Source organism: Bacillus sp. 220_BSPC (genome assembly GCF_001054655.1).
Taxonomy (GTDB): Bacteria; Bacillota; Bacilli; order Bacillales; family DSM-1321; genus Peribacillus; species Peribacillus frigoritolerans.
In genome coordinates this window covers 1-11865 of record NZ_JVPL01000309.1, presented here as the reverse complement: position 1 = coordinate 11865, position 11865 = coordinate 1, and the positions used below count along the sequence as shown (strand labels likewise).

10 protein-coding genes and 1 pseudogene are annotated in these 11865 nt (G+C 37.1%); 4 read left to right on the top strand and 7 right to left on the bottom strand.

Annotated features, from left to right (window positions below; all coding sequences use genetic code 11):
* Window positions 1-228: 228 nt before the first annotated feature.
* The 3 genes from ADA55_RS25910 to ADA55_RS25900 all read right to left on the bottom strand — a co-directional run bounded on the left by ADA55_RS25910 (window position 229) and on the right by ADA55_RS25900 (window position 4293).
* Window positions 229-1545: an MFS transporter gene (locus ADA55_RS25910; protein WP_048689205.1), complete on the bottom strand. Its 1317-nt coding sequence runs from the start codon at window positions 1543-1545 to the stop codon at window positions 229-231.
* Window positions 1546-1678: 133 nt separating this feature from the next.
* Window positions 1679-2983 (bottom strand): ArgE/DapE family deacylase, encoded by a 1305-nt coding sequence (locus ADA55_RS25905; RefSeq protein WP_048689204.1) that lies wholly within the window; start codon window positions 2981-2983, stop codon window positions 1679-1681.
* Window positions 2984-2997: 14 nt separating this feature from the next.
* Window positions 2998-4293 (bottom strand): M20 family metallo-hydrolase, encoded by a 1296-nt coding sequence (locus ADA55_RS25900; RefSeq protein ID WP_081088647.1) that lies wholly within the window; start codon window positions 4291-4293, stop codon window positions 2998-3000.
* Window positions 4294-4539: 246 nt separating this feature from the next.
* Between ADA55_RS25900 and ADA55_RS25895 the strand changes: the two genes are divergently transcribed.
* The 3 genes from ADA55_RS25895 (at window position 4540) to ADA55_RS25885 (ending at window position 7889) form a co-directional block, all read left to right on the top strand.
* Window positions 4540-5973: a sigma-54 interaction domain-containing protein gene (locus tag ADA55_RS25895; RefSeq protein ID WP_065421233.1), complete on the top strand. Its 1434-nt coding sequence runs from the start codon at window positions 4540-4542 to the stop codon at window positions 5971-5973.
* A gap of 514 nt (window positions 5974-6487) precedes the next feature.
* Window positions 6488-7525, top strand: a complete 1038-nt coding sequence (locus ADA55_RS25890; protein ID WP_202815375.1) for an HNH endonuclease — start codon at window positions 6488-6490, stop codon at window positions 7523-7525.
* A gap of 40 nt (window positions 7526-7565) precedes the next feature.
* Window positions 7566-7889, top strand: a complete 324-nt coding sequence (locus tag ADA55_RS25885) for a hypothetical protein (protein ID WP_048689196.1) — start codon at window positions 7566-7568, stop codon at window positions 7887-7889.
* 174 nt (window positions 7890-8063) lie between these two features.
* Here ADA55_RS25885 and ADA55_RS25880 read toward each other — a convergent pair whose 3' ends face one another.
* The 4 genes from ADA55_RS25880 to mntA form a co-directional block, all read right to left on the bottom strand.
* Window positions 8064-8495 carry an ASCH domain-containing protein gene (locus ADA55_RS25880; protein ID WP_048689193.1) on the bottom strand — a complete coding sequence of 144 codons (432 nt, stop codon included), beginning with the start codon at window positions 8493-8495 and terminating at the stop codon, window positions 8064-8066.
* Between the two features lie 299 nt (window positions 8496-8794).
* Entirely contained in the window at window positions 8795-9922 is a 1128-nt protein-coding gene (gene xerS / locus ADA55_RS25875; RefSeq protein ID WP_048689190.1) for a tyrosine recombinase XerS, read from the bottom strand.
* Between the two features lie 302 nt (window positions 9923-10224).
* Entirely contained in the window at window positions 10225-10629 is a 405-nt protein-coding gene (gene hepT, locus ADA55_RS25870) for a type VII toxin-antitoxin system HepT family RNase toxin (RefSeq protein WP_048689187.1), read from the bottom strand.
* Complete coding sequence (gene mntA / locus ADA55_RS25865; protein ID WP_048689184.1) at window positions 10619-11029, bottom strand: type VII toxin-antitoxin system MntA family adenylyltransferase antitoxin; 411 nt, start codon at window positions 11027-11029, stop codon at window positions 10619-10621. Before mntA ends, hepT begins: the two co-directional genes overlap by 11 nt.
* 415 nt (window positions 11030-11444) lie before the next feature.
* Here mntA and ADA55_RS30850 point away from each other — a divergent pair.
* Window positions 11445-11865: pseudogene (locus ADA55_RS30850) on the top strand (DDE-type integrase/transposase/recombinase); the annotation flags it as partial.

Genomic DNA, 11865 nt, shown 5'->3' with positions numbered 1-11865 from the left:
GTACTATGAAGTTGTTAAAAAAGGACGAAGATAAAAAGGGATAGAGCTGTTCATATTTGGTTTTTGTAAAATTGTTAAAGAAAAAAGGGGCCTTTTAAACAGCCCCATGGATTGGAAAAGGTATTAATTTTGGTATTTCCCTGGTTGAAATTTTCTTTAAACGTTCTCAAATATAGAATCCTATGTTAGAAGTGAACTCACGGGAATTTTTGTTTTGCTCCGTTTAAATTAACTAGCTTTATCCATATCTATTTGGTTTGTATTCTTCCCTAACATGGAAACGGCCACGATAGAAATTAGACAAGCGACAATAAGATAAATACTGATCGGAACAGAACTACTAAAGGTATTTAATAAATACACACATAGTAATGGAGATAAACCTTGGATTGCAGCTGAAAGCTGATAGCCTAGTGACGTTCCGCTATACCTTAGATTGGCCGGAAAACACTCTGCAATCATTGCTGCTAAAGGTCCATATACTGCTCCAGCACCAAGAATAGATACGCACATTGCTACAACAACCAATACTGTTATCTTTGTATCCATAAGCCAGAAGAATGGGAATGCAACTAAAATGGTCAATAAACTTCCAATATAAAATACGACTTTCCTATTATATTTGTCTGATAAATGTGCCGCATAGAGGATCACGATGATCTCGACTATTGCTACTAATAAGATGGTATTAGTTAGAAACTGTTTATCTAATTGTAGATATTCCGTCCCATAGCTTATAGCAAAAGTAGTAAAAACATAGAAAGGAATACCTTGTGCTAAACTGGATAAAATAACCAGTAATAATACTTTAGGATATTTCTTGAAAACTTCTATAACTGGTTTATTTGCTAGTCGATTTTCTTTCTTCATTTTTGTAAATTGAGGTGAATCTGCCACCCCACGTCGGATAATAAAACCGATCATAACAAGCACAATACTAATCAAAAATGGAATTCTCCATCCCCAAGTATAAAAATTATCTCCTGTTAAAAAGATTGTGAGTGAGACAACTCCTGAAGATAGGAGTAATGCAATGGGGGATGCAATTTGTGTCATACTTCCCATTAAACCCCTGCTTTTCTTAGAGCTCCATTCTACAGATAGTACAACTGAACCTCCCCATTCACCACCGGCACCTAAACCTTGGCAAAAGCGCAAGAATACTAACAGAATAGATACAATAATACCTGCATTTTCGTATGTAGGTAATAATCCAATGAGCGTACTACTTATCCCCATTAACAAAAGAGTAGTTACTAACGTTGCTTTTCGTCCAATGCGATCCCCATAACTACCGAAAAAAGCAGCTCCAAGCGGACGTGCAAGGAATCCTATAAACATTGTAGCGAATGATTGTATTAACCCAATGTATGGATCTGATTCCGGAAAAAACAATTTTGGAAATACTAAAGCAGCCATCGTTCCGTAAAGAAAGAAATCATACCATTCTATAGATGTTCCAACTATGCTGGCAAGGGCAGCTTTTTTAGCTTGCTTCTTTCGCTGTTCTTCAGTCATATTGTCGTAATTCAATTCATTTGCCATTTTTTCTCACCGTCACTTTATTTAAATTTTTATTACAAAAAATTTCATAATACCAATGTTCGTATACAATTAAAGTATCATGCTATATATATTAAATACTATAAGACTTAACTCATCGGCTTTCCGATGCTACTCACTTCTCAATAATAACATTACTATAACCGCACCATTTCAACAGAAAGGCAGCATATGTTTTTGTCACCCTTTTGACACTGTCAAGGTCAACCCACTCATTCGGAGCGTGAAGCCCCTCTCCTGTCGGGCCATAGCAAGTGGCAGGAATGTCATAGTATAGGTTATAAAATCTTGCATCAGTCGTGGCTGTGAAGGATCCAACTTCCAGCGGCTTTTCTTCAACGGCCATATGCGCCACGTTTAAAACATCAAATAACTCTTGATTCGGATCAATTGAAAATCCTTCTGCATGAAAGCCGTAAAATGTAATTTCCGGCGGATTTTCACTTAACCACTCATCCTTTTCCGCAGCAGCTAACAAATATGACTTTAAATTGTCCTTTACATCCTGCGGGTTAACCCCCGGCGGAAATCCAACTCTTGCTTCAACAGTACATTCGGAAGGAACAGTTGAAGGCCAATCTCCTGAATGGATTTTTCCAATATTGATGTTATATGGATGAGGGTGCTCAGCAAAATCCTTGTGCCTTTTCTGGCTGTTCAATTCTTTTTCATAATCCAGAAGAGCATTGATCATTTTATAACTTTCAATAATTGAGTTTACAGCTTTGTCAGCCTTTTCAGTATGTGCACCTAAACCATTGACTTTAACCCTGACCCATATCACGCCAACCTGAGCGATTAGCCCTTTTTGTCCAAGTACGGGTTCGGGAATAAGGGCGGCATCTGCTTTAAATCCTTCTTCTATCGCTGAAAGTGCACCATTTCCCGTACACTCTTCTTCTGTTACTGTTTTGATAATGACGTTGGATGAAAGCTTGATTCCTGCATCGCGCACCGCTTTTAACGCAAAGATCATAGCAGCCACGCCTGATTTCATATCAGCTGTTCCACGGCCGTACATTTTATTTCCGACGATTTCGGCACCCCATGGATCATGTTCCCAAAAAGAAACAGGTTCTGGACTGACAACGTCTATATGCCCTTGAAAGATAACACTTTTACCTTTCTTGTCGCCTTCTGCACGATATTCTCCAATGACAACAGGCCTTTCATCATATGTCCATTCAGGTTCCGAGTAACCAGGATGTGAGGATAGCTTTTCGGGATCGGGAATCACTTTTGATACAGATAAATCTAGCTCTTTTTCCAAAAAATCAGCGATGAAGTGTTGGATAGGTGCTTCGTTGCCAAGCGTTGAGGGGAATTGACAAAGCTTTTGCAAAAAGCCGATTTCTTCCTCCCATGACTTATCTATCTGATCGGATACGTTTTCAAATATCAAATCGATTTCTGTTTTCATACCGTTCTTTCTCCTTACCTTTGAAGTCTGTCTTTCCGGTTTGCAAATCGAAGTACTAGTTCAAGCAATACCTGTACTCCTTTTTCTATATCGTCATCTGTGCTGAATTCCTCTTCACAATGGCTGACCCCGCCAATACTTGGGATGAATATCATTCCCGTAGGGGCCATTTGGTTCATAAATTTGGCATCATGGCCTGCTCCGCTGATTAACTTCATTGAACTATAGCCGAGCTTATTCGCTGCCAATTGGATTTCGCGTACAATTTTTCCAGAAAATTTTTCGGCTTTTACTTCCATAAGATCTTTGATAAGAAGATCCATCTTATTAATGAGTGCCGTTGTACTTAGCCTTTCTTTCAGTTCCTTTGTAATCAGCATCCTGATTGCATCTTCAGGGTGACGAATGTCAATTGAGAAAACCACTTGACCCGCTACCGAATTCGTGACGTTTGGAAGAGACTGAATCTGACCAATAGTAATCAACGATCCGGGAAAGTTTTCATATGACTTGTAAACATCTTGGATCATCTTTGCCGCACTCAACATGGCATCGTTCCTGTTCTCCATCGGGGTCGTACCCGCATGACTTGTCCGACCGGTAATGACGACTTCAAGGGTACTGATACCTTGAATACCTGTGACGGCACCAATACTTTGACGGTTTGCTTCAAGAATAGGACCTTGCTCAATGTGCAGTTCAAAATAACAATACATTTCTTTTAACCTATTTTCAGAAGAACCTTTATACCCGATTGTTTTTAATTCATCTACAAATTTCAAATGATCTTTATCTACAATCTTTAATACTTCACCTTGTGTAATGGCATTGGCTACAATTCCTGATCCGAGCATGGATGGTATAAATCTTGCTCCTTCTTCATTTGTAAAGTTTACAATTTCAATAGGTCTTTCAGTCTCAATTCCATAATCATTCAGTGTCCTAACTACTTCGAGTGCCCCCATTACCCCTAGAATTCCGTCGTATCTTCCGCCAATTGGCTGAGTATCAAGATGCGATCCCAATACAACAGGATGTGCATCGGGATTCTTACCCGGTCGGCGTCCGTACATATTGCCTACATCATCAATGCGGATGTCAAGTCGGCATTCCTTCATCCATTCCATAAATATATCTCTTATTTTTCGATCATCTTCACTAAGAGCCAATCTGCATAGTCCCCCGTTAGGTAGAGCCCCATAGTTAGCACTCGTATTTATAGTGGAAAGGAGCCGTTCTTTATTAATTTTGTAAAAATCTTCCCTTATGTTTGGTCTTATTGAGCGATTTGGAAATTTCTCAGTTTTCATCACATATCACCTCCTGTCATTTAAAAATGCAAAAATCATGCCAAAAATAAAGAAGATATAAGTCTGTTTTTTCATGTGTTTTTTTGAAAAATTAATAGAAAATTTCGAAAAAAAGGGGTAAAATTTTCACAAATCAACTCGACTGATTCGTTATCAACTCGATTATTTTTAATATTTTTGCCATTCTAATATAGTCGAATCGAAATAGACTCAATAAATAGGAATGGAGGAATAGATTTGGAGAGGTTGTTTGACTTATTTCATCAAAATCCAGAATTATTTATTGGCATTTTGGAATCTATTAATGATGCAATCTATATTACAGATCAGGAAGGAACAACATTGTGGATTAATACCGTGAGTGAAACGATGTTCTGTCTTCCGAGGAGTGTAATTATTGGAAGGAATGTTAGGGATTTAGAAAGGGAAGGCGTATATAAACCATCTGTAATCCGTAAGGCCCTGGAAGAAGGTAAAAATGTTAGTGTTGTACAAGAAGTTGCCGAAGGAAGACGATATATTGCAACAGGTCATTTGGTTAAAAATAAAGAAGGGAGAGTCATTGCCGCTGTCGCTCATAGCAGAGATATTACAGAAGTAGTAAAAAACGCAACGAAGCTTCAGGAAATTGAAGAGTTATTGGATAAATACAGTACTTATATTAGAAAGCTTGCAAATGTGAGAGAAAATAGGAAAGGAGTTGAATATATCAATTTTGGTTGGAAAAGCAATAGCCGCGTTACGGCTAATAAAATTATTGAAAAGATTGCCGCAGTAGACACAATGTCCTTAATCGTGGGTGAGACTGGTTCGGGTAAAAGTCTTACGGCGGAAAGGATTCATTCGCTAAGCAAAAGAAGAACCGGGCCTTTCGTAGAGATTAATTCTGCATCAATACCCGATTCCTTGCTGGAGTCTGAATTATTCGGCTATGAAAAAGGGTCTTTCACCGGTGCAACTTCGAAGGGGAAACCGGGATTAATTAAAGCCGCAGAAGGCGGAACTTTATTTTTGGATGAAATAGGCGAAATACCGTTACACTTGCAAGCAAAAATATTACATTTTCTTCAATCGAAAACATATTTGCCGATTGGTGCCAGAGAACCTCAACATGCGGATGTACGAATTATTGCAGCGACTAATCGAGATTTGGAAAATATGGTAACTGAAGGTACTTTCCGTTCTGATTTATTTTATCGAATGAATGTATTAACAGTGAAAATGCCGGCTTTACGTGAAAGCCGTAACGATATTGAGGATCTGGCCATTTATTATTTAAATCTGTTTAATGATAAATATAATAAAAAAAAGCACTTCTCAGATGGGGTTGTCAAAACATTTTTGCAATATGATTGGCCTGGGAATGTGCGTGAGCTGGAAAATTTAATCGAGCGTCTTGTGATTTTGTCAGAGGACGAGTTAATTGAAGATAAAGACCTACCCCAGAAAATGATGAAACAAAACATCACTTCCAGTGTACCATATCATTCAAATAAAGCGACTATGCCAGAGATACTGGAAGAAATGGAAAAGAAGATGATCATAGATGCCATAGAAAAAGGAAACTCCACAAGAAAAGCCGCAAAATTTTTAGGTGTTACGCAATCATTACTCATGAGGAGAATAAGAAAGTATAATATCCAGCTGGTAGTTGAAGAAAGTAAAACCTTTGTGAAATAGGTAGTGGTAATCTTTTTTGTATTCCGGAAAAGGGCGCGTTTGTGTAATAAGCTCAATGCTTTTTAATAACGATTGGTTTAATAGAAAACACCCTGGGTGTCGATACCGATATGGATATTTTTATATATTGTTGAGTGAATATTTAGAATGGAACAAACGGTCTATTATGTGGTTTTAATTAAGGTTAGATTGTATGACGTTCTCACGTGACACCTCACAATCCATGGGCGGAATGGGCGGCATGATGTAATAACTCCCTGCAACCCTTGAAGTTTATAAGGTTTGAATTATAAGATAAGGGATTGTTAACTAAATAAATATTAGGAGATATGTGGTTAACTAGGTTAATGTAGGTTAACCACATATTTGTTTTACTAGGTTGTTTAAATAAGTAACTATTAGGAAAGCTCGTTTCTTGAAAAGTTCCTTTATAGTTTTATTCATATTCTAGGCGAAATTTCCTTGAATTTCGTTAATATTATTATATATAAGTATATAAAAGAGGATGATATTTGTGAGTAATAACAGGTATTTAACAAAAGAACAAATTTATAAGTTATTCACGATTAAAAGTGCAGATGTCAATAAATATATGAAGTTTGGAATGCCACACAATAAAGAAGGAAAAGAAATAAGCTTCCCAAAAAGTAGAGTTGTAGAATGGCAACAACAACGTCAGCAAAAAGCAAAAGAACAATTCGAAGTTGGAAAAAGCTATTTGAATCAAGAAATTGTCGATCGTCTAGGTTGCTCAGGTCAAGGTGGTATGAGAAGGTCACATATTACAGGTACACTTGCTTTATTCACAGATAAAACAAATACCCGTAACCCTTATCAAGATCGTTGGATTAACGGAAAGTTACATTATACAGGGATGGGACAAGAAGGTGATCAAATACTTGAAGGGAATGCTAATAAAGTACTTGCAGAGACATACCATAGTAAAGCTTTAACGGAAGTGTTCCTGTTTGAAACGCATAAGAGTATTCGTGATAAAAGAAAATTAAAGTTACATAAATTTATAGGTATTGTTCAAATGAATGGTCCTGAATACTTTGAAAAAGAGAATGGACGTCTAGTTTATAAATTTCCTTTGGAAGTAGTAAATGGTGAAAAAATATTTGAAGAGCCTGATTTACGAAATACAGAGATAGAAAGTCAAAAAAAACAGCAGATTGTTGATGAAGAAGTTATTAAGCGATTAGCAGAAGAATCTTCAAAAAGAAACATAAATCTGAATAACAATAATAAAAAAGGCCAGCAATCTGAACGAAAAGTAGTAAAAACACGTGTATATGAGAGGAATGAGTATATAGCAGCTTATATAAAACTTTTAGCTAATGGAAAATGCCAATTATGTGAGCAAGATGCTCCATTTAAGGATTCATTTGGTGTGCCTTATTTAGAATGCCATCATATTGAATGGTTATCAGAAGGTGGATTAGATATCATTGAAAATTGTGTAGCACTATGTCCAAATTGTCATCGTAAAATGCACAGCTTGGCTTTAGAGGAAGATATTAAAAAACTACAACTTGTTAAACAAGAATGAATAAAGAAATATCTAGCGACGAGGTGATGGCTTTTACTTTATGACCTTAACTAAAGAGTATCTCCCTATATTGGTAGCAATTGTTGCAGCATCATTAGCATATTTATATAAAAAAAGAAATAATAAGCTTAATAATTTTTATGCTCAGGTGAAGGAGAGCTTAGAGGGCATATTAGGGTCAATGTATTTTGACCTAAGAATTATTCTCCAAATTGAGGATGAGTTTGAAAAAAACCATGAAGTACAAAAATGGTTTAATAAGCATGGTCGTATTGATATGTCTCTTTTTAAATTGGGTGACCGTAATCTGATAAATTCTTATTTAGATTTAGAAAAGGAATACACAGAAACAGAACACAGATAGATCAAAAAGCGTTCTATATTTAACTTGGAGCGCTTTTACTGCAGGTTAGATAAACACTATTGGAATTCATTCCAATCTTTATATAATGACTATAACTGGTTTAATAAAGTTCTAAATAGACAAGTGGGTTCCTGAAGGAGCTGATTCAGCGCATCGTGTGCAATGTATCAGCTCCTATAAAATTAAAACATGCTCCCATAATCCTAGCTTTCCCTTTGCTGGAATAAATTCATCCAGCATCTGCATATCCTCAACTACCCAAGCATAACCTCCCACTATAAAGTTACCCATAAAATAGTCATTCCCTGATACGATTCGACCATCCTCCAGAATGGCCCATGTCTTATTGTTTTCAGTTATCTTCAAACAATCTACAAGTTTGCATACAGCAATGATCTGGCCAGTTGGAAGACTCTCTGGTGTGTATCCGTGCTTACCAAGCAACGACTTTATGGCTATATGGTTAGAGACGTCTTTATCTATTTTTTTACTTGTGTGAATGGCAAGTGGCCCCCGATAATTCGTTCTCCATGACCTTGTTTCATATGTTGCCTCTCTAAGGACAAAAAGGCTTGCCCACGGCTGGATCATTGATAAAACCTTCATTCTGACAGCCTCCAACCTATAGAAGTTTATTTTGATTATAGAGTTTCCCTTTAAAGGAATATTATGAGCAAAAGGCAGAATATTAGTTCACGGAGATCCAATTTATGAGGCATGAGTTATGACCAGTGAAATGGCTGTTTTAGGAAGTATGAAGACATAGAAAAAGCCGATTGCCCATTAGTTTAAGGGAAGGCAATTCGGCCGAACATGCCGATTTCTCAGGATATCTAGATTGGCTTGATAATGAAATAAATCAAAGAAAAATAAAAAAAGGCGAAGACTAGAAATCTTCTCCTTTTTTAATCCTTTTCACGATAATTGGTTCTTCTCTCACCCAGCTGTTTCGCAGCCTTTTTAGCCTTCTCCTGTTCAGGGTTTGTATAGAGGGCAGCCGTTGTGGTCGACGTATGACCCAGTTGAGTCATCAGCAAATGAATATCTCCTGATTGTTCCATTAAATTCGTCCCATAGGTATGCCTTAGTTTGTGTGGCGACATCGATTTATTGGACTTAAAAGCCTTCGTGTACTTCTTTACTAGAGCCTCTATGGCTCGGTTGGAAAGAGGGGTCGCTCCATCATTCACCCTAGTCAAGAATACATAAGCCGTATCATCGTTTGAACCACTATAACGTTCCGTTCGCACAGCTAGGTAATCTTTTATGTCCTGCATGGACGGAGGAGAAACTGCCACTACATCCTTTTTTCCACCCTTACGTAAAACATGTATTTGTTTTTCCTCGAAATCCAAGTCACGCAGCCTCAAGTTGGATAACTCATTCACCCTGATGCCACTTCCTAAGAAGAGGGATAAAATTGCAAAATCACGTTCCTTGTCCCTTTTAAAGTATATGAGTTTTCTGGACTTTTCAGGTAGCTCTCTTTCATAGTCATGCTTCACGAATTCAAGAAACCGAGCATCCTCATCATTGTGGAAAATCTTTGTTGATATTCTGGAAGCACGTGCCCCCAATGTTTCTTTCACTTTATTCACTTCAATTTTCAACATGACATTCCGATAGAAGTAGGGTTCGCCATCTTCATTTTCTGTCTGTGTCGTTAAATATTTGAAAAGGGAACGTAATGCTGAAATTTTCCGATTGACGGATACCTTTTCCGCTTTTTTTGTTTCCTGCTTATTGATGGGGATGTTTCTCCGTTCCAAAAATTTGATAAAGGATTGAGCTTCGATCAACCTCAACTTTTCCAGCACGGACAGGGGAATATCCTTAATATGCTCCTGCTCAGCAATGCCTTCCGCAATCAGCCACTCCAAAAATATTTTATAATCAAGAACGTAATTCAGGAGGGTGGAAGGGGACCGGGTATCCAATTTATTGTCAACATATTCAACGATATAGAAAGGCATGGACTTAACCAGCTGTTCCAATTTCTGCTCATGGACTTGATGTTGTCTGGTATTGGCCATTGTTTTACTCCTTTTTTCACTTTAATCTATGCGTAAAATTCAATTTTTACGAATAATTGTTTACATAATAATATTATGGTTTTTACATTGATTAACATCCCATACGTGAGGGAGGACTAAAACAATTAATTTTTCACAGGAATTTTTACATACTCATATTTTTCTGGATTTTGAAGTTTTTAATTTTCAATAGCAGCTTCAGCAGCATCTTTAGTTTCAAAAACTTCATCTACCTTGATTGTTTCTTTATTTGTATGGAGATAATAAACCCGGATTTTGTATTTCATCATAAAACCCCTTTATTAGAATTTAAGGATTTGTTTTGTATAGTCGGTAAAATCTCCAAGATGGTTTTCAACAATTTGCTGCAAAATGTCTATATTCACCGTCTGATAATCATGAACAGCTATGTTCCTGAAACCCACCATGGCCTTTAACCGTTTGGCAGTATTTTCGTCAATAATTAAAGCCTTGTGAAGCATATCAAAGGCATCTCTGCTGGTTTGAGGCAATCCCAATTTCTGTTCAGCTACAATATGCATAGCCAAGTCAATTGACGCTTCGCATGCCCTTTGAATATTGAGTATGATGGAGTCTTGTTTAGTAAAGTCTTTTAGACTTCTAGCATCGTTGGCATATACTTCGCAAACGCGGTTCATGCAACGTTCTATTACACTGATTTTGTTCAATATCACATCATTCTTCATAAATGGTCCCACTTTCTCCTATTTTTTTCATTATATTTTCGCGTTCCTCGTTCAATTTAGCGTACATGCTTAGAGCAGTCATTTGTTGGTTTTTAAGTAGGTTATCGTCTTTAGAATAAATCACAGTACCGGTTGTATAAATCTGTGCCTGGAAAACGGTTGATGCTGTCCTCAGATTAACCAGGTCCACATCTATTTTAAGGATATCAGCTAGTTCCTGAGCCAATAAAAATATCTCGTATGTAAAATAATGTGAAGAATCTTGACTGTAGAACGCCACATCAATGTCACTGTCTCTATGTGTAGTGTTCTTCGAGTAAGAACCAAAGACTATAATAAAAGAAGGGTCTATTTTGCCTATTAGGAATTCTTGAATACTTTGAAACATCTCTGTTTTCATAAGACACGCTCCCTAATGATAATATGAATATTATACCAAACATCTATTCCTATGTCCATTTGTTCGTAAAACAGAGATTTTACGCAAAGATAAGTTGTTTACCATCACCCCACTCCTCATAATGAAATCTAGACAGAATCAAGAAAATTATGAGTAGCAGTACATTTGGGACAAAAGGAACCGTTCTTAGATTTACAGTGGTTATTTATAATAAATATTCTAACGAGATATATGCTGCATGATATGGAATCCTATATTTTTTTCTTTTTATTACTGAAAAAGGGCTACCCATAAAGGTAAGCCCCAAATTTTTAGTGAAGGTTAAAATCTATTATATTAATCTAATACAATCGCGTTCCTCAAAACAGTCAATATAGGTTATGATAGCCAGCCTTTACCAAGACCCCATAACACGATGTACCACAAAAAGATTCGGCGTCTTATGAATAAGTTCAACCTGAAGGCAAGAATTCGCCAAGCGAATCCCTATAAGAAAATGGCTAAAGCCACCCATGAGCATAAAGTCGTTCCAAACCTCTTAAACAGGAAATTTAACCAAGGAGAACCTAGGAAAACTTTTCTTACGGATATCACTTACGTCTATTGGGGTTCTGGACAGCCAGCTTATCTTTCTTGTGTCAAAAACGCTGTTACACGGGAAATCGTTGCCTATCACTTATCCAGAAGCCTCAAGATGACATCGTCTATCGGACATTGGAAAAACTCGCCGATTCACTAGATGAACTGCTTCATCCTGAAGCGATGATTCATTCAGATCAAGGCGTTCATTATACACACCCTGAGTTTCAACGGCGAGTAAAGAAACTAGGACTCAT

What these genes read in the sequence shown, in the direction of transcription:
- ADA55_RS25910 (WP_048689205.1), bottom strand. Translation starts at nt 1,545, where the DNA reads ATGGCAAATGAATTGAATTACGACAATATGACTGAAGAACAGCGAAAG.
- ADA55_RS25905 (WP_048689204.1), bottom strand. Translation starts at nt 2,983, where the DNA reads ATGAAAACAGAAATCGATTTGATATTTGAAAACGTATCCGATCAGATA.
- ADA55_RS25900 (WP_081088647.1), bottom strand. Translation starts at nt 4,293, where the DNA reads ATGAAAACTGAGAAATTTCCAAATCGCTCAATAAGACCAAACATAAGG.
- ADA55_RS25885 (WP_048689196.1), top strand. Translation starts at nt 7,566, where the DNA reads ATGACCTTAACTAAAGAGTATCTCCCTATATTGGTAGCAATTGTTGCA.
- ADA55_RS25880 (WP_048689193.1), bottom strand. Translation starts at nt 8,495, where the DNA reads ATGAAGGTTTTATCAATGATCCAGCCGTGGGCAAGCCTTTTTGTCCTT.
- xerS (WP_048689190.1), bottom strand. Translation starts at nt 9,922, where the DNA reads ATGGCCAATACCAGACAACATCAAGTCCATGAGCAGAAATTGGAACAG.
- hepT (WP_048689187.1), bottom strand. Translation starts at nt 10,629, where the DNA reads ATGAAGAATGATGTGATATTGAACAAAATCAGTGTAATAGAACGTTGC.
- mntA (WP_048689184.1), bottom strand. Translation starts at nt 11,029, where the DNA reads ATGAAAACAGAGATGTTTCAAAGTATTCAAGAATTCCTAATAGGCAAA.